Annotated in this window: 18 protein-coding genes and 1 riboswitch; of the genes, 1 reads left to right on the top strand and 17 read right to left on the bottom strand. The window is 69.9% G+C overall.

Annotated features, from left to right (window positions below; all coding sequences use genetic code 11):
- Window positions 1-94: 94 nt before the first annotated feature.
- Window positions 95-1045, bottom strand: coding sequence for a peptidoglycan DD-metalloendopeptidase family protein (locus tag ABIE67_RS40435; protein ID WP_370266540.1), 951 nt, complete (start codon window positions 1043-1045; stop codon window positions 95-97).
- A gap of 4 nt (window positions 1046-1049) precedes the next feature.
- A riboswitch (cyclic di-AMP (ydaO/yuaA leader) is annotated at window positions 1050-1245 on the bottom strand.
- A 270-nt stretch (window positions 1246-1515) separates the two neighbouring features.
- Window positions 1516-3585, bottom strand: a complete 2070-nt coding sequence (locus ABIE67_RS40430) for an alpha-galactosidase (RefSeq protein WP_370266539.1) — start codon at window positions 3583-3585, stop codon at window positions 1516-1518.
- Window positions 3586-3764: 179 nt separating this feature from the next.
- On the opposite strand from ABIE67_RS40430, the gene ABIE67_RS40425 reads away from it, so the two are divergent.
- Window positions 3765-4562: a tyrosine-protein phosphatase gene (locus tag ABIE67_RS40425; RefSeq protein WP_370266538.1), complete on the top strand. Its 798-nt coding sequence runs from the start codon at window positions 3765-3767 to the stop codon at window positions 4560-4562.
- A 24-nt stretch (window positions 4563-4586) separates the two neighbouring features.
- On the opposite strand, the gene ABIE67_RS40420 is transcribed toward ABIE67_RS40425, so the two are convergent.
- The 15 genes from ABIE67_RS40420 to ABIE67_RS40350 all read right to left on the bottom strand — a co-directional run bounded on the left by ABIE67_RS40420 (window position 4587) and on the right by ABIE67_RS40350 (window position 20516).
- On the bottom strand, window positions 4587-4706 hold the full coding sequence (locus ABIE67_RS40420; RefSeq protein ID WP_370266537.1) for a DUF6126 family protein: 120 nt from the start codon (window positions 4704-4706) through the stop codon (window positions 4587-4589).
- Window positions 4703-5359, bottom strand: a complete 657-nt coding sequence (locus ABIE67_RS40415; protein WP_370266536.1) for a helix-turn-helix domain-containing protein — start codon at window positions 5357-5359, stop codon at window positions 4703-4705. Before ABIE67_RS40415 ends, ABIE67_RS40420 begins: the two co-directional genes overlap by 4 nt.
- Window positions 5360-5457: 98 nt before the next feature.
- Entirely contained in the window at window positions 5458-6843 is a 1386-nt protein-coding gene (locus ABIE67_RS40410; RefSeq protein WP_370266535.1) for an aspartate aminotransferase family protein, read from the bottom strand.
- Entirely contained in the window at window positions 6840-8798 is a 1959-nt protein-coding gene (dxs, locus tag ABIE67_RS40405) for a 1-deoxy-D-xylulose-5-phosphate synthase (RefSeq protein WP_370266534.1), read from the bottom strand. Before dxs ends, ABIE67_RS40410 begins: the two co-directional genes overlap by 4 nt.
- Window positions 8799-8829: 31 nt before the next feature.
- Complete coding sequence (ispG, locus tag ABIE67_RS40400; RefSeq protein WP_370266533.1) at window positions 8830-10005, bottom strand: flavodoxin-dependent (E)-4-hydroxy-3-methylbut-2-enyl-diphosphate synthase; 1176 nt, start codon at window positions 10003-10005, stop codon at window positions 8830-8832.
- 4 nt (window positions 10006-10009) lie between these two features.
- Window positions 10010-11032: an adenosyl-hopene transferase HpnH gene (gene hpnH / locus ABIE67_RS40395; protein WP_370266532.1), complete on the bottom strand. Its 1023-nt coding sequence runs from the start codon at window positions 11030-11032 to the stop codon at window positions 10010-10012.
- A 5-nt stretch (window positions 11033-11037) separates the two neighbouring features.
- A complete protein-coding gene (locus ABIE67_RS40390; RefSeq protein ID WP_370266531.1) occupies window positions 11038-11679 on the bottom strand; it encodes a 1-hydroxy-2-methyl-2-butenyl 4-diphosphate reductase in 642 nt (213 codons plus the stop codon).
- Window positions 11679-13712 carry a squalene--hopene cyclase gene (gene shc / locus ABIE67_RS40385; RefSeq protein WP_370266530.1) on the bottom strand — a complete coding sequence of 678 codons (2034 nt, stop codon included), beginning with the start codon at window positions 13710-13712 and terminating at the stop codon, window positions 11679-11681. The genes ABIE67_RS40390 and shc overlap by 1 nt, the downstream gene beginning before the upstream one ends.
- Window positions 13713-13855: 143 nt before the next feature.
- A complete protein-coding gene (locus ABIE67_RS40380; RefSeq protein WP_370269431.1) occupies window positions 13856-14992 on the bottom strand; it encodes a polyprenyl synthetase family protein in 1137 nt (378 codons plus the stop codon).
- Entirely contained in the window at window positions 14992-16419 is a 1428-nt protein-coding gene (gene hpnE / locus ABIE67_RS40375) for a hydroxysqualene dehydroxylase HpnE (protein ID WP_370266529.1), read from the bottom strand. Before hpnE ends, ABIE67_RS40380 begins: the two co-directional genes overlap by 1 nt.
- Complete coding sequence (locus ABIE67_RS40370) at window positions 16416-16559, bottom strand: DUF6380 family protein (RefSeq protein WP_370266528.1); 144 nt, start codon at window positions 16557-16559, stop codon at window positions 16416-16418. Before ABIE67_RS40370 ends, hpnE begins: the two co-directional genes overlap by 4 nt.
- A complete protein-coding gene (hpnD, locus tag ABIE67_RS40365) occupies window positions 16559-17521 on the bottom strand; it encodes a presqualene diphosphate synthase HpnD (protein ID WP_370266527.1) in 963 nt (320 codons plus the stop codon). Before hpnD ends, ABIE67_RS40370 begins: the two co-directional genes overlap by 1 nt.
- Complete coding sequence (hpnC, locus tag ABIE67_RS40360) at window positions 17518-18417, bottom strand: squalene synthase HpnC (RefSeq protein ID WP_370269429.1); 900 nt, start codon at window positions 18415-18417, stop codon at window positions 17518-17520. Before hpnC ends, hpnD begins: the two co-directional genes overlap by 4 nt.
- Window positions 18418-18805: 388 nt before the next feature.
- Entirely contained in the window at window positions 18806-19588 is a 783-nt protein-coding gene (locus tag ABIE67_RS40355; protein WP_370266526.1) for an ABC transporter ATP-binding protein, read from the bottom strand.
- On the bottom strand, window positions 19581-20516 hold the full coding sequence (locus ABIE67_RS40350) for an ABC transporter permease (RefSeq protein WP_370266525.1): 936 nt from the start codon (window positions 20514-20516) through the stop codon (window positions 19581-19583). The genes ABIE67_RS40355 and ABIE67_RS40350 overlap by 8 nt, the downstream gene beginning before the upstream one ends.
- Window positions 20517-20602: the final 86 nt, after the last annotated feature.

Raw genomic sequence — 20602 nt, 5'->3', positions numbered from 1 at the left:
GACCCATCCCAGGACACACCGAAGGCCGGACCCGGGGATCGGGGTCCGGCCTTCGGTTGCGTGTCAGGCAGGTGGCTTTCGCGGAGGGCCGCCGTCAGCCGATGGCGACGCCCTTCGAGCGGAGGTAGGCGACCGGGTCCATGTCCGAGCCGTAGTCCGGCGTGGTGCGGATCTCGAAGTGCAGGTGCGGGCCGGTGACGTTGCCGGTCGCGCCGGAGAGGCCTATCTGCTGGCCCGCGGTCACGGTCTGGCCGCTGGAGACGGAGAGCGAGGACAGGTGGGCGTACTGGGCGTAGTAACCGTCGGCGAGCTGGATGACGACCTGGTTGCCGTACGCACCGCCCCAGCCGGCCGAGACGACGGTGCCCGCGCCGACCGCCTTCAGCGGGGTGCCGGTGGCGGCGGAGAAGTCGACACCGGTGTGGTAGCCGCTCGACCACATGCTGCCCGCCACCTTGTAGGCGGTGCCGACGGCGGCACCGTCGACGGGGGCGGAGAAGCCGCTGGAGGTGCCGGCGTTCTCGGCGCTCTGGCTGGTCGTGGTCGTCTTCGAGGCGGAGGACTTCGAGGCGGCCGAGTCCGAGGACGACTTGGAAGGCGCGGAGGAGGAAGGCACGGAGGAGGAAGACGAGGGGGAGGACGACGACTTGGGGGCGCTCGTCGCCTTCTTGCCGCCGATCGAGAGCTTCAGGCCGGGGTGGATCAGCGACGGGTCGTCGCCGACGGCCTCGCGGTTGTCGGCGTAGAGCTGCTTCCAGCCACCGCTGACGTTCTGCTCGTCAGCGATCTTCGAAAGGTAATCGCCGACCTTCACCGAATAGGTCCGCAGGCCCTTCTTCTCGGTGTCCTTCTTCTCGGCCGTCTTCTTCTCGGTCACCGGAAGGGACTGAACGGCCTTTTCCGAAACGGACTGCGAGGGAGCGGCGTGGGCGCCGGTGGCACCGATCAGCGGGAGAGCGAGAGCGGCGCCCCCGGTTCCGGCGACGGCGATGGAGCGGGTGAGGCGCAGGGACTTCGGGCGGCGGTGCTTACCCTTCGCGGGCATGGCGAATTCCTCTCCGGCGCCTGCGAGGTGAGCTGTCGGGTTCGGGCTGGAGATGCCCGGTCACGTGGGGACGCGACTTGACCCCAAGCCTGTTCCGGAGACCGGAACAGGCGGTTGTACCTGTGGGTCCCCCGCTCCTGCCGTACACGGGTGGGTTTGCGCGGGATCCGGTCGGCGGCAGGATTCGGCGTCCGTCCGGATTGGTGGCGAACGTAAGCGAGGAAGACGCGAGGGAACAAGTGAGGGGTTCCGTCCGAATGCGTTCCTGTTGATCCCTTGTGGGAATTAACCGTCACCCTGCGTGAATTATCGGGGTGCCGCCGGACTCAAAACCCCTTGAAAAGCACGCGAATTACATGGACATGACGGGCGACGCACCGTCACGGATATGACGCTCCTCACGTGACACTGCTCCACCTTCCTTTACCCCAGAGCAAGTTGGAATGAAGGCGTCAATTCGGACAGAACGCCTAGATGCGACGCAGTCGGATAACCGTCGCATCGAGGTCACCCCGCAAACCGACCCGCAGTCCGTTGTGTCCCAGTACGGCACCTCGGTGAATTTCGCCCGTTTCTAGGCATTCATACGCTGCTGTCGAGTCCAGGGCGCGCAGTCGCAGCGCCGGAACGGGCTCGCCGTAGCTCTGTGCCTGGAGCCAGGCGAGGACGACCGTCTCGTCCCCGAGCACGTACTGCACCGCACTCAGTCCGCCCCGCGGAGCCCGCAGGCGATAGAGGTCACCGCGCTGCACCACGGGCCGGATCTCCTTGTAGAGAGTCACCCACTCGCGCGCCTCGGCGAGCTCCTCCTCGGCCCATCGGGTGAGATCGCCACCGACCCCGAGCACCCCGGCCATGGCACTGACGAACCGGAAGCGCAGGGAGCTGGCGCGATGGTTGAGCATGGCGTTCGGGCTGTCGGTGACCCAGGCGGCCATGGCCCGGGCCGGGTGGATCTGGCTGAATCCCTGCTGGATGGCCAGCCGGTCGAGGGGGTCGGTGTTGTCCGAGGTCCACACCTGGTCCGTACGGCCGAGCACGCCGAGGTCGATCCGTCCGCCGCCGCCCGAGCAGGACTCGAAGGCGACGCCCGGGTGAGCGGCCCGCAGCCGGTCCAGCAGGCCGTACAGGGCGCGCACGTGGTCGACCCACAGGCGCTGCGGGTACGACTCACCCGGCCAGCCGGCGTCGGTGAAGCAGCGGTTGAAGTCCCACTTCACATAGTCGATCGGGGCGCTGGAGAGGATCCCGTCCAGCCGCTCCCAGAGGTGCTCCTGGACGTCTTCGCGCGCCAGGTTCAGTACGAGCTGATTGCGGAATTCCGTCCGCTTTCGTCCCGTTTGATGCTGAACCCACTCAGGATGGGCGCGATACAACTCACTGTCCGGATTGACCATTTCCGGTTCGACCCAGATACCGAACTGCATACCCAGCGCGTGCACGTACTCGGCGAGCGGCTTGAGGCCGGACGGAAAGCGGTCGGGGTTGGGCGTCCAGTCGCCGAGCCCGGCGCGGTCGCTGGTGCGCGCCCCGAACCAACCGTCGTCGACCACGAACAGCTCGACGCCGATGGCCGCGGCCCGCCGCGCGAGCACACTCTGCTGCTCCTCGGAGATGTCGAACTCCGTCGCCTCCCAGGAGTTGAACAGCACGGGCCGGTCCTGGTCGGCGTCCGGGATCACATACGCGCGCTGGTACGCGTGCCAGGCGCGGCTCGCCCCGCCGAAGCCGCCGTCGCTCCACAGTCCGGCGAAGACGGGCGTCGTGAAGGACTCCCCCGCCGCCAGCCGCAGCAGGCCCGAGTCGTCGTATCCGGCGCCGCCGGTGATCTGCACGCGCGCGTCCGGCAGTTGGGCGACGGCGATGCGCCAGGACCCGGACCAGCCGAGGGCGCAGCCGTAGACCTCGCCGCGCTCCTCGGTGGCGTCCGTGTCGAGCGCGACCCACGGCAGGTGCTGGTGCCCGGTGTGCCCGCGGCGGCTGCCGATGACCTTCTCACCGTAGGTGAGGGGGGACCGCGCCAGCCGGGACTCGGCGCCCCAGCGGCCGTGCAGCTGGGACAGCCGCCAGTCCTCCCGGTCGGGCAGCGTCCAGGTGGCCGAGTCGGCGCGCAGCAGCTCCACCACGGGCCCCTGGTTGTCCAGGGTCACCCAGCGCTCCACGACGTCCCCGCGCATCCGGTAGTGCAGGGTGACGGTCAGCCCGTCGTCACAGAAACGCAACCGCAGCTCGTCACCCTCGGCCTCGTACCGCTCGAAACCCCACTCGGTGCCGCGCCGCTCCTCGGTGCGCACGGACAGGGCGGGCCGTGCGAAGCGGGGGCCGCCCTCGACCGGGTACTCCTCGCGCCCGTCGAGCGGGGACTCGAAGGGCCAGTACTCCGGCAGCGGGCGTACGGCGAGGGCCTCGGCGTCGGCGAGCGCGATCCGCGGCCCCCAGTGGAGGTGCAGCAGCTCGTCCCCGTCGGTCAGATGCAGGGCGTAACCGCTGGTCGGCCCGGAGAGGAGCCACGTACGGCCGTTGTCGGAGATCTCCAGCATCAAGCCCCCCACAGAGACGAACAGGTGCGATCAAGCACCAACATCATCAAGGGCCGCGCGCTCCTGAGGCAACGCCTGTGGACAACTCATTGCCCCAGGAAGCCATGTCGTATGGTCGAGAGCGCACCCCGTCGGCCGCACACCGAGCGCACCGCCGGGGCCGACTGGGAGGAGCCCCCGTGACGCAGCAGATCCCGTCGACCGAGCCCGAACTGGCCGGAGTTCGCAACTTCCGCGATGTGGGCGGACTGCCGACCGTGGACGGACGACGGGTGCGACACGGGGTCCTGTTCCGCAGTGGCCATCTCGCGCACGCGACCGAGGACGACGCCGTCTTCCTCGGTTCCCTCGGGCTGCACACGATCTTCGACTTCCGCAACGCGGCCGATCAGAAGCTCGAAGGCGCCGACGTGGAGCTGCCGGGGGTGCGCAATGTGAACCTGCCGCTGTCCGACCCCGCGGACGGCGCGGAGTTCTGGAAGATGGTCCGCGACGGCGACATCGACCAGCTGCGGGAGATCCTCTCGGACGGCAAGGGCGCGGGCCGGATGATCGCCTCCTACCGCACGATCATCAAGGAGCGTACCGCCGAGCACTCCCAGGTGCTGCACGCGCTCGCGGAGGACAGCGTGCCCGCCCTGATGCACTGCGCGGCCGGCAAGGACCGCGCCGGTCTCTCCATCGCCGTGACGCTGCTCGCCCTCGGAGTTGAGCGCGAGGCGATCATCACCGACTACCTGGAGTCCAACGCCAAGCACCGCCGTTACAAGGTGCGCCGCAGCGGCAGCGACCCGTCGGCCTACTCGCCCGAGGTCATGGAGCTGCTCAGCCCGCTGTTCGACGCCCGGGCCGAGTATCTGGCGGCGGCCTTCGAGACCATCGACGAGACGTGGGGCGGCGTCGACACCTACCTGGAGCAGGGGCTGCGGGTCACCCCGGAGCTCCGGGAGCGACTGCGGGAGCGGCTGCTCGACTGACCTCGGACGCCACCACGCCCGTGCCTACTTCGCGCCCACCTCGAACAGCAGGTAGACGAAGGCAGCGAAGACATGCCCCACCGCGATGTAGATGATGAGCCGCACCCACAGGGCACGCGGGAACTTCGTCTCCATGTCGCTCATGGCGTCTCTCCAGGGGTGGGGCCCAGGCACAGGGCGGCCGTGGGGCTCTGCAGCAGGGTGTGGACGAAGAGGAGCTCGACCCCGCCCGGCTCCTGGGCGGCGATGCGGTGCGGGGTGAGCGAGTCGAAGTGCGCGCTGTCGCCGGGCGCGAGCCGGTGCGTGGTGTCCCCGAGGCGCAACCGCAGCCGCCCGTCGAGGACGTAGAGCCACTCCTCCCCGGGGTGCACCCGCACGATGTCGCCCTGCGAGCCGTACGGCACATGGACCCGCAGGGCCTGCATACCCCGCCCGGGGGCGCCTGCCTGCCAGTACGTCCAGCCGCCGGCCGCGGTCGGCTCCATGTCGGCCGAGCGCACCACGGCGTCCCGGTCGGCGACCGTCTCTCCGAGCAGCTCCGAGACCGTCGTACGGTAGACACGCGCGAGCGCGAGCAGCATCGGCAGCGAGGGCTGGCGCCGACCGGTCTCCAGGCGGGACAGGTGAGCGGGCGACAGCCCGGCGGTACGGGCCGCGGCTTCCAGGGTGAGGGAGGCTCGGCGGCGCAGCGCGCGAAGCTGGGGCGCGACGACGGGCAGGGCCTCGGCCGGCCGGGTCGCATCGCCCTTGAGCCCGTTGTCGGGCTCGTTGTCGGGCTCGTTGTCGGGAGAGCTCATGCTCTCCATTCAGCCCGAGTCTTGCCTCTGCGGCAAATTTCTTGCCTCGCAGGCAAAAGTCCAGGCGACAGCTCCGGCTCGCCTCCCTCAGGCCGTCTCTATCGGTTGGCGACCGCCTGCTTGATCAACGTCTTACCGAAGTCCCACATCAGCCCGCCACCGCTGTGCGCGTCGTCCATCACATCCGTGAAGGCGTCGACGAACCGGTCCACCTCCCGCTCGCCGATGATCAGCGGTGGAATCAGCTTGATCACCTCCAGGTGGTCGCCGGAGACCTGGGTGAGGATCCGATGCCGCCGCAGCAGCGGTACGACGACCATCTGCGCGAACAGCCCCTTGCGCGCGGCCTGGAGCATGGTCCAACGGCTCCGCAGCTTCAGCGAGTCGGGCCGGCCGAACTCGATGCCTACCATCAGGCCCCGGCCGCGCACGTCGGCGAGCAGCTCGTACTTGTCGGTCAGCGCCGCGAGCCGGGACTTCAGCAGCTCCCCGGTCGCCCGCGCGTTCGCGACGATCTGCTCGTTCTCCATGACGGACAGGACCGCGAGCCCGGCCGCCATGGCCTGGGCGTTGGACCCGAAGCTCGCCGAGTGGACCAGCACCCGGTCCATGGACGAGTAGACCTTCTTGAAGATCCACTCCTTGCCGATCGTGGCACCCACGGGCACATACCCGCCGGAGAGCGCCTTGGCCACGCACACCAGGTCGGGCTCGACACCGTCCTCGTGCTGGTAGGCGTAGAAGTCGCCGGTACGGCCCAGCCCCGTCTGCACCTCGTCGACGATGAGCAGCGCCTTGTGCTTGTGCAGCAGCTCCTGGGCGGCCCGCAGATAGCCGGACGGAGACTCGTGCACCCCCTTGCCCTGGACCGGCTCGACGATCAGGGCGGCGACGTCTCCCTTCTTCAACTCCCTTGCCAGGGCGTCGAGATCGCCGAGGGGTACGGCCGTGTCGGGCAGCAGCGGGGCGAAGCCGTCCCGGAAACCGGACTCGCCGTTGACGGACAGGGAACCGGTGGTCAGCCCGTGGAAGGCGTGGTCGCAGAAGAGGATCCTGGGCCTGCCGGTGGCGTACCGGGCGAACTTCAGCGCGCCCTCGACCGCCTCCGTCCCGCTGTTGCCGAAGAACACCCGGTCCAGGTGCGGGCTGTGCGCGAGCAGCTTCTCGGCCAGCAGCCCGGGCAGCGGCTGGCAGTCGAAGCGGGTGAGGTCGGCGAGCTGTGCGTCGAGGACGTCGTGCAGCGCCTTGCGGACGACGGGGTGGTGTCGCCCCAGGCCCATCACCCCGAACCCGGCGAGCATGTCCAGGTAGTCGTCGCCGTCCGCGTCCCAGAAGTACGCGCCCTCGGCCCGTTCGTAGACCTTGTCGAAGCCGATGGTGTGCAGCATGCGCGGGAGCTGGTGGTTGAGGTACTTGCCGTGCAGCTCGTAGCGCTCGGCTCCGCGCTCGGACAGGAGTCTGCCGAGGTCGAACTCCGTGGTCATTCGGCCTTCTCCTTGACTGGCACGACGGTACGACCGTCATGGCCGCCGTTGGCCCGCTCGGTGCCGGCCGGGCCGCCCTCGGCGTCCTTGAGGGCGAGGCTCGCGCTGATCCGGCCGGCGACCTCGACGGGTGTGAGCCCGATGTCGGCGAGCACCTCGCCCCGCTTGGCGTGCGCGAGGAACTGCTCGGGGATGCCGAACCGCCGCACGGGCACGTCGACATCGGCGTCGCCCAGCGCCAGCGCCACGGCGGCGCCCACTCCGGACGAGCGGCTGTTGTCCTCGACGACGGCCACCAACCGGTGCTGTGCGGCGAGGGGGGCGAGCGCGGGGTCGACGGGTTTCACCCACCGCGGGTCGACGACGGTGCAGTCGATGCCGCGCGCCCGCAGCAGCTCGGCCGCCTGGAGGCACACCGGAGCCATCACGCCTATGGCGATCAGCAGGACCTCCGGCTCGCCCGCGTCCCGACGCAGCACGTCCAGGCCACCCACCCGGTCGACGGCCGGGATCGACGGACCGACGGACTCCTTCGGGAAGCGCACGAGCGTCGGCGCGTCGTCGACGGCCACCGCCTCCCGCAGCTGCGCGCGCAGCTGGTCGGCGTCGCGCGGCGCGGCGATGCGCAGTCCCGGCACGACCTGGAGGATCGACATGTCCCACATGCCGTTGTGGGAAGCCCCGTCGACGCCCGTGACACCGGCCCGGTCCAGCACGAACGTCACCCCGCACCGGTGCAGCGCGACGTCCATCAGCAGCTGGTCGAAGGCCCGGTTGAGGAAGGTGGCGTAGACGGCGACGACCGGATGCAGCCCGCCCGTCGCGAGGCCCGCCGCCGACACGGCCGCGTGCTGCTCGGCGATTCCGACGTCCCAGACCCGGTCCGGGAACCTCTCCGCGAACCTCCCGAGCCCGACCGGGTGCAGCATGGCCGCCGTGATGGCCACGACGTCCTCGCGCTCCTCCCCGATCCGCACGATCTCCTCGCCGAACACCGACGTCCAGGAGGGCCCGTTGGACGGCGCGAGCGGCTCGCAGGTCAGCGGGTCCATCACGCCGACGGTGTGGAAGTGGTCCTCCTCGTGGGCGAGGGCGGGTTCATAGCCGCGCCCCTTCTCCGTGAGGCAGTGGATCAGCACCGGTCCGTGGAAGCGCTTGGCCCGCCGCAGCGCGGACTCGACGGCCCCGAGGTCATGCCCGTCGATCGGGCCGACGTACTTCAGCCCCAGGTCCTCGAACATGCCCTGCGGCGCGAAGGCGTCCTTGAACCCCTTCTTCGCGCCGTGCAGCGACTCGTAGATCGTGTTGCCGACGAGCGGGGTCCGCAGCAATACGTCCTTGCCCCAGGCCAGGACCTTCTCGTAGCTGTCGGTCGTGCGCAGGGTCGCGAGATGGTTGGCGAGCCCGCCGATGGTCGGGGCGTACGAGCGTTCGTTGTCGTTGACGACGATGATCAGCGGCCGGTCCTTGGCGGCCGCGATGTTGTTCAGCGCCTCCCAGGCCATGCCACCGGTCAGTGCCCCGTCGCCGATCACCGCGACGACGTGCCCCTTCTCCCCCTGCACCTCGCGGGCCTTGGCGAGCCCGTCGGCCCAGCCGAGCGAGGTGGAGGCGTGGCTGTTCTCGACGATGTCATGCTCGGACTCCTCGCGCGAGGGGTAGCCGGACAGGCCGCCCTTGCCGCGCAGCTTGGAGAAGTCCTGACGCCCCGTCAAAAGCTTGTGTACGTAGCTCTGGTGGCCGGTGTCCCAGACGATGCGGTCGACCGGTGACTCGAAGACCCGGTGGAGCGCGATGGAGAGTTCCACCACCCCCAGGTTGGGCCCGAGGTGTCCGCCGGTCCTGGCGACCGCGTGCACCAGGAACTCCCTGATCTCATCGGACAGTTCACCGAGTTCCGCCTCGGACAGCGCCTTCAGGTCACGTGGTCCCCGGATGCTCTCCAGAATCGTCACGCTCGGGCCCCCTCTCGGTCCGTGCCTCGCTTCAACTCACCGTCACTGCCGGTTTCCCCGTGCCGGTGGGGGCGCCCGATGCGGCCCCGTCCTGCTCCATCTGCTCGGCGATCTTCATCGCCTCCTCGATCAGGGTCTCGACGATCTTCGACTCGGGGACGGTCTTGATGACCTCGCCCTTCACGAAGATCTGCCCCTTTCCGTTGCCGGAGGCGACCCCCAGGTCCGCTTCCCGCGCCTCCCCGGGGCCGTTGACCACACACCCCATGACGGCCACACGCAACGGCACTTCCATGCCCTCCAGGCCGGCCGTGACCTCGTCGGCCAGCTTGTAGACGTCGACCTGCGCCCGCCCGCACGACGGGCAGGAGACGATCTCCAGGCGCCGTTGCTTGAGGTTCAGCGACTCCAGGATCTGAAGGCCGACCTTGACCTCCTCTGCGGGCGGGGCGCTCAGCGACACCCGGATCGTGTCGCCGATCCCCTGCGACAGCAGCGCCCCGAAGGCGACGGCCGACTTGATCGTGCCCTGGAAGGCGGGACCGGCCTCGGTCACCCCGAGGTGGAGCGGGTAGTCGCACTGGGCCGCGAGCTGCCGGTACGCCTCGATCATCACGACCGGGTCGTTGTGCTTCACCGAGATCTTGATGTCCCGGAAGTCGTGCTCCTCGAAGAGCGACGCCTCCCACAGCGCGCTCTCCACCAGCGCCTCCGGCGTCGCCTTGCCGTACTTCTGCAGCAGCCGCCGGTCGAGGGAGCCGGCGTTCACGCCGATCCGGATCGGCGTGCCGTGGTCCTTGGCGGCCCGCGCGATCTCCTTGACCTTGTCGTCGAACTGCTTGATGTTGCCGGGATTGACGCGTACGGCCGCACAACCGGCCTCGATCGCCGCGAACACGTACTTCGGCTGGAAGTGGATGTCCGCGATCACCGGGATCTGCGACTTGCGGGCGATGGTCGAGAGGGCGTCCGCGTCGTCCTGCGTGGGGCAGGCCACGCGGACGATCTGGCAGCCGGAGGCCGTGAGCTCGGCGATCTGCTGGAGGGTGGCGCCGATGTCGGACGTACGGGTCGTCGTCATCGACTGCACCGACACGGGCGCACCGCCCCCGACCGCCACCGGGCCGACCTGGATCTGCCGCGACACACGCCGCTCGGCGACCGGCCGGAGGGGTACCTCGGGGACGCCCAAGGAGATGGCGGTCATGGTGTCACTCCCGGTTCCCGGAGACCGTCTCACGCATGGCGCGCAGCGACTCCTTGAGCGAGCCCATGGTGGCTAGGACGGCGGTCGGCTCGTAGCCGCAGTGCGCCATGCAGTTGGCACAGCGCGGGTCCTTGCCGCGGCCGTACTTGTCCCAGTCGGTGTCCTCGATCAGCTCGCGGTACGTCGGGACGTATCCGTCGCTCATCAGGTAGCAGGGACGCTGCCAGCCGAAGAGCGAGTAGTTCGGGATCGCCCAGGCGGTGCACGGGAAGTCGACCTTGCCCTCGAGGAAGTCGAGGAACAGCGGCGAGTGGTTGAGCCGCCACTTCCTGCGGTTGCCGCCCGCGAATGCCTTCTTGAACAGCTCGCGGGTCTGCTCGACGCCGAGGAAGTGCTCCTGGTCGGGGGCCTTCTCGTAGGCGTAGGCGGGCGAGATCATCATCTCGTCGACCTTGAGGTCGTCGTTGAGGAAGTTGAGCACCTCGATGATGGTCTGCGGGGTGTCGGTGTTGAAGAAGGTGGAGTTGGTGGTGACCCGGAAGCCGCGCCGCTTGGCCTCCTTGATCGCCTCCACGGCCTCGTCGAACACACCCTCCTTCGCCACCGACTCGTCGTGGCGCTCGCGCAGGCCGTCGATGTGCACGGCGAAGGCGAAGTAGGGCGAGGGCTTGAACTTGTCCATCTTCTTGCGCAGCAGCATGGCGTTGGTGCAGAGGAAGACGTACTTCCGCTTGGCCACCAGCTGCCGCACGATCTCGTCGATCTGAGGGTGCATCAGGGGCTCACCGCCGGCGATGGACACCATCGGCGCGCCTGATTCGAGTACCGCTCCCACAGCCTGGGCGACCGGCATGCGCTGCTTGAGCACTCCGGCCGGGTGCTGGATCTTGCCGCAGCCCTCACACTTCAGGTTGCAGGCGAAGAGCGGTTCCAGCTCGACGATGAGCGGGAACTTGTCCCGCCGACGGAGCTTCTGTTCGGCCAAGTAAGTAGCGACCTTGATGGACTGACGCAGCGGCATGGCCATCTGGCTCACCTCCTGGGGAGCTGCAAAGAACGGTGCCATTCATAGAATGCGGGGAGAACGGAACGAAGGACGCGGAAAGCCGATATTCCACCGCGCAACGTGCCGATCCGGACGAGTTCATGTTCTGGAGCGTCCACGACCACCCGGACGGCCGCAACCGGGCGCTCGCCCGCGCGCACGGCGCTGAGGAGCGTGGCCGCCGACTCCATGTCGACCGCGATCGCGCCGGTCGTGAGCAGATCGGACCGTTCCTGACCTCGGATGATGTGATCCGAGCCGGTGAGCGGTCCGGTGTGGACGGTGCGGCCGGGGACGGCGCGCGCGAGCTCTTTGACGAGTAGGTCGGTTCCGACACACGGAACGGTTCCGCCCGGATCCCGGGTCTCCTCGGCGACGACCAGGTCACCGGGGTGCATATCGGGAGCGAGCCCCGCGCAGAAGCCCGTGGCGAGCACGGCTGCCCCGCCGAGGGCCGGGTCGGCCAGCATCCGGGTGACGGAGCGCTCGGCCGCCCGGGGCCCCATGCCCGTACGGAGCACGGTGACGGGCCCGTCGGCACCGCCGCGGTCGCCGGCGCGCAGGGCGAGCTGCTCGATACCGAGCGCGCAGGCGATCAGCAGCGGGGCCGGGGCGGGCTGGGGACTCATCAGCTCCCCTTGGCCTCGGCGAGCGACTTCCCGGCCGCCCCGTGCGCGTGGGGCTTCTCGGCGAAGGGCTCTCCGTGGACGTACCGGCCGAGCGCGGTGAGCGGGAACACCTGACGGTAGAGGTGGTAGTTGATCGAGAAGTCCCAGGGGAATCCGGTGCCGGTGAAGTACGGCTCGTCCCAGGAGCCGTCCTCGCGCTGGGTGGCCGCGAGCCACTCGATGCCGCGTTCGACGGCCTTGGAGTCCCTCTCCCCCGCGGCCAGCAGCGCCATCAGCGCCCACGCGGTCTGCGAGGCCGTCGAGGCGCCCTTGCCGCTCCACTCCTTGACGTACTTGTAGGAGCGCAGGTCCTCGCCCCAGCCGCCGTCGTCGTTCTGGACGGACTCCAGCCAGGCGACGGCGCGGCGGATCGCCGGGTGCGAGCCCGGGAACCCGGCCGCCACCAGGGCGGGTACGACGGACCCGGTGCCGTAGACGTAGTTGACGCCCCAGCGCCCGAACCACGAGCCGTCCGGCTCCTGCTCGGCGAGCAGCCACTGGATGCCGCGCCGGGTGCGCGGGTCGTGGGCGAGGCCCTCGACGGCCAGCATCTCCACCACGTGCGCGGTGACGTCGGCGGACGGCGGGTCGATGACCTCGCCGAAGTCGCAGAACGGCAGCCGGTTGGGGAAGGGGCTGGTGTTGTCGACGTCGAAGGCGCCCCACGCCCCGTTCCTCGACTGCATCCCGAGGTTCCAGCGCACCCCGCGCCCGATGGCCTTCTCGACCCGCTCCGGGTCGTGGTGCTTGACGCGGCGCAGCGCGAGGACGACCTCGGCGGTGTCGTCGATGTCGGGGTAGTTGTCGTTGTGGAACTCGAACGCCCAGCCCCCCGGCGGCAGTTGAGGCCGCTTCACCGCCCAGTCGCCTGGCCGGACGATCTCCTCGCCCAGCATCCAGTCGGCGGCCTTGACGAGCTGCGGGTGATCGGCGGGAACGCCCGCGTCCACCAGTGCGATGGTCGCGAGGCAGGTGTCCCAGACCGGTGACTGGCAGGCCTCGATCATCCGGGCCCCGTCCTCGCGCCACACGGCGAAACGGTCCAGCGACGCCAACCCCTCGCGCATGACGGGGTGTTCGAGGTCGTAGCCCAGCAGGTGCAGGGCGATGATCGAGTACACCGCCGGGGGCTGGATGCCGCCCCAGCAGCCGTCGTTCTCCTGCCGCTCGATGATCCAGCGGGCTGCGCTGTTCATGGCGGCTCTGCGCAGCCTGTGCGGGGCGACCTTGCGCAGCTGGTGCAGCGCCTTGTCGAGCCGCTGGAAGGCGCCGTCCCAACTCGCCGCCGGGGCAAGGGGCTTGCGCGGGTTGGGGTCGGCGGGATCGGTGTGCAGTTCGTCGAGCGGGAAGGGCGCGGGCCGTACCGGGCGCTTCGCGGAGACGATCGTCAGCGGGACGATGGTCTGCCGGGCCCAGCAGCCGAAGTCGTAGATGTTGAGCGGCACCCACTTGGGGAAGTAGATGAGCTCCGGCGGGAGTTCGGGCAGGTCCTCCCACTTCCACCAGCCGAACAGGGCCAGCCAGATCCGGGTGAAGACCCGGGCGGCGGCGATGCCGCCCCGCTCACGGATCCACGCCGACGCCCTCGCCATGTGCGGTTCGTCCGGCGCGTCGCCGGCCAGGCGGAGCGCGACGTACGCCTCGACGGTGGCGGAGAGTTCGCCCGGCCCCCCGTAGAAGGTGGCCCAGGCGCCATCCTCGCGCTGCTCACCACGGATGAAGAGCGCGGCGGCCTGTGTGGTCTTCTCGTCGCGGATGCCCAGGAACTGACGGAGCAGCAGGTCCTCGGCGTCCATGGTGACGTTCGTCTCGAGGTCGCCCTTCCACCAGCCCTGGGCGTCCTGCCTCGTCAGCAGAAAGTCGGTGGCGCGCCGGACCGCGCGCCGGGCGGCCTCGTGCACCCCGGCCGCCGCGGGGGTCTCACTGTCGGTGTCGCTGGCCGAGGCTGCCCGGGGCGGGAGAGCCCCGGCGCTTCCGTCGGTCGTCGCTGTCATGGCTTCCCCTTCGTGCAGTGCTCCTGGTAGTGCGTCTGCTGTGGGTCCGCCGTCGGCCGGTGCGCTGGTTCCCGCCACACCGGCCGGCGACTAAGCGAGGGCTATTCGACCGATACTGATCATCTCTTTTCGCCCGGTGGTGCTCATCTCTTCCGTACGACGACGAAGTCGGCGAGCGCCGTGAACTGCGCCCGCACCCGGTCGGGCATGTCGACGGCGTCGAGGGCCTCGACGGCGACCGCGTGCTGACGGCGTGCCTCGTCGGCGGTCCACTCGCGGCCGCCCGCCTCCTCGATGAGGGCGGCGCGGGCCGCGAACTCCTCCTCGGAGAAGTTCTCGAAGTCGCTGCTCTTGGCGTCGGCGGCGAGGATCTCACCGAGCCGCTCGGAGGCGGAGCCGCCCGCCGCGAGCGCGGCCACGACCGGGAGGGACTTCTTGCGCTGACGCAGGTCGCTCCAGGTCTGCTTGCCGGTGGAGACCGGGTCGCCCCAGATGCCCAGGAGGTCGTCGACAGCCTGGAAGGCCAGGCCCAGGTGGTAGCCGTACTTCTCCAGGGTGTCGGCCGTGTGGTCGTCCGCGCCGCCGAGCACCGCTCCGATGGAGCTGGCGCAGGCGAGCAGGGCGCCGGTCTTGTTGCCCTCCATCTCCAGGCACTCCTCGACGCTGACGCGGTCGCGGTGCTCGTAGGAGATGTCCTGCGCCTGGCCGTCGATCAGAGCGCGGGTGGCGGTGGTCAGACGGCGGGTGGCGCGGCCGGCCTCGACGGTGCCGAGCTCCAGCAGGACCTCGTTGGCGAGGGCGAACAGGGCGTCGCCGACGAGGATGGCCTGGGCGGGGCCGTGCACCTTCCACACCGTGTCGCGGTGGCGGCGCTGTTCGTCGCCGTCCATCAGGTCGTCGTGCAGCAACGAGAAGTTGTGGACCAGCTCGACGGCGACGGCGCCGGGGATGCCGACCTCGGGCGCGGCGCCCGTGACCTCGGCGGAGAGCACCGCGAGGGCGGGGCGTACGGCCTTGCCGCCGTCGCCGGCCGTGGGGTTGCCGGCGGCGTCGATCCAGCCGAAGTGGTAGGCGGAAACGGTGTCCATGGGAGGGGCCAGGCGGTCGATCGCCGCCCGCAGGACCGGCGTGGCCAGGGTCCTCCCACGCTCCAGGAGCGCGGTCACGTCCACCGCGGTCTCTCGAGCGGCCTTCTCGGCCGGGGGCACTGTGGGCACGGTCTCTCCTCTTGTTGCGGTACCGGGGGTGCGGGGGCCTGCCGCCGGGCGCTGGTTCAGCATCACGCCGCCTCCTCGACGTCGAAGAGGTGGTGGGGGCGGGGCCGGCCCAGGGCGCTCAGCGCGGCTCCCGCCGCACTCACGCCACTGCGGACCGCACTCTCCATGGTCGCGGGCCACCCAGTGGCGGTCCACGCTCCGGCCAGACAGAGGCCGGGTGCCTTGGTACGGGCGCCGGGCCGCAGCCGCCCGACGCCGGGGGTCGGAGCGAACGTCGCGGTGCGCTCCCTGGTCACGAAGAAGTCCTTCACCCGCGCACCACGTGCCCTGGGCAACAGCCGCTCCAGCTCGGGCAGATACCGCTCGCGCAGTGCGGCGACCGGCTCGTCGATCTCGTCCTGCGCGGCCGACTGGGACAGGGCGAGGTACTGGCCGTCCCTGAGCCCGGAGGCGCCGGTGCGGTCGAACACCCATTGCACCGGGGTGCCGAGCGCCGCGAAGAACGGCCTTCCGAGGACCTTGCGGTCGTACACGACATGGACGTTGAGGATCGGCGCGGTGCCGATCTCCAGCAGCCGTTCGGGGGCGTCGAGGGCACCCTCGGGCAGCAGGTCGTACGCCTCACGCTGGGCCACCGCGAGCACCACCGTGTCCGCCCGCAGTGTCTCGCCGGGAACCTGAACGCTCCAACGCCCGTTGTCGTCAGTGGAGATGGAGGTGACGCGTGTACGGACCTCGGTACGGACGCCCGCGGAGTCGAGCGCCTTGCGGGCCAGCCGGTCGTGCAGTTCGCCCAGCGGGACATGCGCCCATCCGATGTCGGCCGCGCCCGGGTCGGACAGCAGACCGGTCTTGAACACCATCGCGGCGAGCCCCAGTGAGGCGTCGCCCGCGACCGCGTTGAGAGTGGCGACCCCGACCAGGTCCCACAGGGCCTCGACGGCACGCGCCGACTGACCGTGCGCGGTCAGCCAGCTGCCGAAGTCCTGTGCGTCCAGGCTCGGATCGGCGAGGTCGAGCCCCTTGAGCGCGAGCGCGGCACGCCCGACCTTGGCGCGATCGGCGAGCGACAGATGCGGATACGTCGCCAGGCTCCGGCCCAGGTGCAGGGGTACGGGCAGGGCGTCGCGCCGCAGTCTGCCGAGCCGTCGCCCAGCGGGCCGCGCGAGGTCGACCACGGGCACGTCGAGACGCTCCTGCAGCGGTGCCAGCGCCGTTCCCTCGATGCGTTCGAGGAACCAGCGGTAGGCGGTGCAGCAGCGCAGATACACGTGCTGTCCGTTGTCGACGGTCAGATCGCCGCGCTGGAAGGAGAACGCCAGGCCACCGAGCCTCGGCCGGCCCTCGATCAGGGTGACGCGCACTCCGGCGTCGGCGAGCGCGAGCGCGGCGGTGATGCCGGCGAGCCCGCCGCCGACCACGACGGCGTCCTTGCCGGAGTGTCCCGGGATGTCCGCGAGCGACCCTTCCGGTCGCGTGCCGTCGGTCATCGTGCGCCCTCCCCTGCGCGACCGCCGTGCCGGTACTTGAACGGTGCACGGCCGGTCGTCTCAGTCAGGGACGCGACCCGGCGGCGGAGGGTTGCCCGCCACTTTTCGCCGGTGGCATCACCTTGGACCCGAATGTCCATCAGGCACGCCTCCTGACGGCACGGCTGACGGTTCGGCGGGTCACATGCCGGGCGTCCAGACCGGACAGACCCCGCACGGCGACGTACGCCTTCTCGCGCCCGGGCAGGGAGACCCGGCCGCGCAGCACGGCCTCCGGGTCGCGTTCGATGCGGTCGAGGAGACGGAGGTAGATGCCGGCCATGGCGGCGACACAGGCGCCGCTGCGCCGGTCCAGCATGGGGAGCAGTCGGTAGCCCTCGGCGAAAAGGGCGCGGGCCCGACGCACTTCGAAGTGCACGAGGCCCGCGAAGTCGGAGCCCTCCGGTGGTGTCGACCCGCTGAAACCGGTCGAGCAGCCGAACTTGGCGAGGTCGTCGGAGGGCAGATAGGTGCGCCCGCCCACGGCGTCCTCGCGCACATCCCGCAGGATGTTGGTGAGCTGGAGCGCCAGCCCGAGCGTGTCGGCGTACTCGGGCGCGCGCTCGGCGCCGCGCGCGCCGGGTTCCGTGCCGAACACACCGAGCGAGAGCCGCCCGATGGCGCCGGCCACGCAGCGGCAGTAGACCTTCAGGTCGTCCCAGGTCTCGTAGGTCTCGCCGCGTACGTCCATCAGGACGCCGTCGATGAGCTCGTCCAGGCCGCCGAGCGGGATCGGGAAGCTGTCGGCGGCGTGGGCGAGGGCTACGGCCACGGGGTCGATGTCGTCCTCGTCGACCGCTCGGTCGCGGATCCGGGTCAACAGCTTCCGGGTGTCCTCGAGCCGGGCGATCTTGACGTCGCCGGTCAGGGCGCCGTCGCCGATGTCGTCGACGCGGCGCGAGAACGCGTAGAGCGCCGACATCGCGCGGCGCTTGGGCGTGGGAAGCAGCCTGATGCCGTAGGCGAAGTTACGGGCCTGCTGCCCCGTCACGGCCTCGCAGTAGCTGTAGGCGGCGAGTACCGGTGCGGACGCGTGTGGTGCAGACTCCACGGTCCGGATCACCCCTCTCCTCGCAGAGTCACGCCCACCTCGCGCAGCAGCTGGAGCCTGCTGGCCTTGGGCGGGCCGGGAAGTACGTCGTATTCGGCGGCGGCGATCGCCCGGATCGCCGCCCTTCCCCCGGCCACGAAACCCGCGAGCAGCAGCTTGAGTCTGCCGTGGACGCTACCCACCAGGGGGGTGCCTTCATTCAGGAGGTTCTGAGCGCGTTCGGCTTCGTATGCAACCAGTGCGCGCACCGATGCGCCTGCTGTTTCTGCCCCGAGGTCGGTTTCCTGGACGTGAAAGCGTTTCATGTCCGCCGCGGGCAGATAGATCCGGTCACGGCCGAGGTCCTCGGCGACGTCCTGGAGGTGCTCGACGATCTGCAGCGCCGTGCACACCGCGTCCGAGAGGCGGATCCGCTCGGGTGTCCCGGTGCCGGTGACGGCGAGGACGAGACGGCCGACGGGGTTGGCGGACAGTTCGCAGTAGGCAAGGAGATCGTCGTATCTCTCGTACCGCGCCACCAGCTGATCCTGACGGTTCGCGGCGATCAGGCCGAGGAAGGGCTCGGGGGTCAGCGAGCGGCGGCGGACGGTCGGCTGCAGGCGGCGTAGGAGGGGGTGGCGCGGGGTCCCGTCGAAGACACGGCGCAGGTCGGTCTCGAAGGCGTCGAGGAGGACCAGGCGGTCCTCGGCCTCCCGGGGCGACACGCCGAGCAGTCGGGCGTCGGCGCCGCCGGGCGCGAGGTCGCCGTCGCCGATGTCGTCGACGAGGCGGGCGAAACCGTAGACGGCCATGAGGTCGGCGCGCCAGGCCCTGGGCAGGAAGAAAGGCGCCACGGGGAAGTTCTCCGCAGCGGCCTTGTCGAGCGTGCCACGCTCCGGATCACCTGTGCGCGTGCCGCTTGCCGTCACCATGGGCTGCCCGGCGCGGGGACGGCACATGCTGCGTGGAGCTGGGGAGTTTCCGTAGCCATTGCCGTCACATCTCCCGTTCTACACCGCAGACCCAATGCACACTATTTCGGACACGCCGCCCGGCCGTCCGCGCCGCAGCCCGGGGTGGGGGGTGTGGTTCCTTATCGCCCCACTTGCCGCGTTTCGGTACCGGTACAGCTTACGTTGTACAACGGGGCCGGGCCCGTGGGGGTGTCCTGCACATCACAACAACACACCGATTGGCGTCAAGGTTCCCGTGGCCAGCCGGAGTTGACGTTTCCTTTGCAGACGCGGGGCCCCGCCGGGGCAGTTCCGGCAGGGCCCCGCCAAGCGTCCTGGGCCGTACGGCCCATGTCCGGGTGGACTACTTGCCCGTGAACTTCTCGTACTCCTTGAGGACCTCGTCCGTCGGTCCGTCCATGCGCAGCTCGCCGCGTTCCAGCCACAGGACGCGGTTGCAGGTGTCGCGGATCGACTTGTTGTTGTGACTGACGAGGAAGACGGTGCCGGCTTCCTTGCGCAGCTCGCGGATGCGTTCCTCGGAGCGCTTCTGGAACTTGCGGTCACCGGTGGCGAGCGCCTCGTCGATCATGAGGACGTCGTGGTCCTTGGCGGCGGCGATGGAGAAGCGCAGCCGGGCCGCCATGCCGGACGAGTAGGTGCGCATCGGGAGCGTGATGAAGTCGCCCTTCTCGTTGATGCCCGAGAAGTCGACGATCTCCTGGTAGCGCTCCTTGATCTGCTCACGGGACATGCCCATGGCGAGCCCGCCCAATATGACGTTGCGCTCGCCGGTGAGGTCGTTCATCAGCGCCGCGTTCACGCCGAGCAGCGAGGGCTGGCCGTCGGTGTAGACCTTGCCCTTCTCGGCCGGGAGCAGCCCGGCGATGGCGCGCAGCAGGGTGGACTTGCCGGAACCGTTGGAGCCGATCAGGCCGATGGCCTCGCCGCGGTAGGCGGTGAAGGAGACGCCCCGAACGGCATGCACCTTGCGCACGCCGCGCTCCTCGCCGCGCTTGAGGATGCGGCTGAGGGCGGCGGTGGCGCTGCCCTTGCCGGACTTGGCGCCGTTGACGCGGTAGACGATGTGCAGCTCGTCCGCGATGACGGTGGGGACCTGCGGCCCGTCCTTCTTGACGTCAGCCACGGCCGTACCTCTCTTCCGCCTTCCAGAAGTAGACGAAGCCGACCGCCCCGGCCAGCAACGCCCAGCCCAGCGCGAAGGCCCACACGTGCGGGGGCAGGTACGAGGAGCCGTACCCGTCGATCATCGCGAAGCGCACCAGGTCCATGTAGATCGCCGCGGGGTTCCACTGCAGGATGTCGGTGAGCCAGCCCGGCACGTCCTTGTCGGCGAGCATCGCCGGGATGCTGAACATCACGCCGGACCCGTACATCCAGGTACGCAGGACGAACGGCATCAGCTGAGCGAGGTCGGGCGTCTTGCTGCCCATACGGGCGAAGATCAGCGCGAGTCCCGTGTTGAAGACGAACTGCAGGGCCAGAGCGGGCACCACCAGCAGCCACGACAGGTCCGGGTAGGTGCCGAAGGCCACCATGATCACGACTAGCACGATCATGGAGAACAGCAGCTGCTGGAGCTGCTGCAGCGCGAACGAGATCGGCAGCGAGGCCCGGGGGAAGTGCAGCGCGCGCACCAGGCCGAGATTGCCGGAGATGGCGCGCACGCCCGCGAGCACCGAGCTCTGGGTGAAGGTGAAGACGAACACGCCCGTCACCAGGAACGGCACGTAGATCTCGTGCGGGATGCCCTCCCGGGCCCCCAGCAGCAGGCCGAAGATGAAGAAGTACACGGCCGCGTTCAGCAGCGGGGTGGCCACCTGCCAGAGCTGGCCGAGCTTCGCCTGGCTGTACTGGGCGGTCAGCTTCGCCCGCGAGAACGCGAGGATGAAGTGCCGCCGGTCCCAGAGCTGGCGGACGTACTCGAACAGCGAGGGGCGGGCGCCGCTCACGGTCAGCCCGTACTTGGCGGCCAGCTCGGCCGCCGTGAGGCCCTCGTCGGGCGACGGAGGCGCGCTCACCGCGACTCCGCCGTCGTGCGTTGTCTCACTCACCAGTGGAAACTTTCGTCTTCGAGATGCGCAGCCTGTGCGGGCATGGGCATGAACCTGGGGCCCGGATGTGGCCCGGGGGCTCTCAG

It is taken from the genome of Streptomyces sp. V4I8 (genome assembly GCF_041261225.1).
Classification (GTDB): Bacteria; Actinomycetota; Actinomycetes; order Streptomycetales; family Streptomycetaceae; genus Streptomyces.
This window is presented reverse-complemented; position numbering and strand designations above follow the sequence as displayed.

Bases quoted from the DNA above. Each gene is read 5' to 3' on its own strand.
- ABIE67_RS40435 (WP_370266540.1), bottom strand. From the start codon at position 1,045: ATGCCCGCGAAGGGTAAGCACCGCCGCCCGAAGTCCCTGCGCCTCACC.
- ABIE67_RS40430 (WP_370266539.1), bottom strand. From the start codon at position 3,585: ATGCTGGAGATCTCCGACAACGGCCGTACGTGGCTCCTCTCCGGGCCG.
- ABIE67_RS40420 (WP_370266537.1), bottom strand. From the start codon at position 4,706: ATGAGCGACATGGAGACGAAGTTCCCGCGTGCCCTGTGGGTGCGGCTC.
- ABIE67_RS40415 (WP_370266536.1), bottom strand. From the start codon at position 5,359: ATGAGCTCTCCCGACAACGAGCCCGACAACGAGCCCGACAACGGGCTC.
- ABIE67_RS40410 (WP_370266535.1), bottom strand. From the start codon at position 6,843: ATGACCACGGAGTTCGACCTCGGCAGACTCCTGTCCGAGCGCGGAGCC.
- ispG (WP_370266533.1), bottom strand. From the start codon at position 10,005: ATGACCGCCATCTCCTTGGGCGTCCCCGAGGTACCCCTCCGGCCGGTC.
- hpnH (WP_370266532.1), bottom strand. From the start codon at position 11,032: ATGGCCATGCCGCTGCGTCAGTCCATCAAGGTCGCTACTTACTTGGCC.
- ABIE67_RS40390 (WP_370266531.1), bottom strand. From the start codon at position 11,679: ATGAGTCCCCAGCCCGCCCCGGCCCCGCTGCTGATCGCCTGCGCGCTC.
- shc (WP_370266530.1), bottom strand. From the start codon at position 13,712: ATGACAGCGACGACCGACGGAAGCGCCGGGGCTCTCCCGCCCCGGGCA.
- ABIE67_RS40380 (WP_370269431.1), bottom strand. From the start codon at position 14,992: ATGCTGAACCAGCGCCCGGCGGCAGGCCCCCGCACCCCCGGTACCGCA.
- hpnE (WP_370266529.1), bottom strand. From the start codon at position 16,419: ATGACCGACGGCACGCGACCGGAAGGGTCGCTCGCGGACATCCCGGGA.
- ABIE67_RS40370 (WP_370266528.1), bottom strand. From the start codon at position 16,559: ATGGACATTCGGGTCCAAGGTGATGCCACCGGCGAAAAGTGGCGGGCA.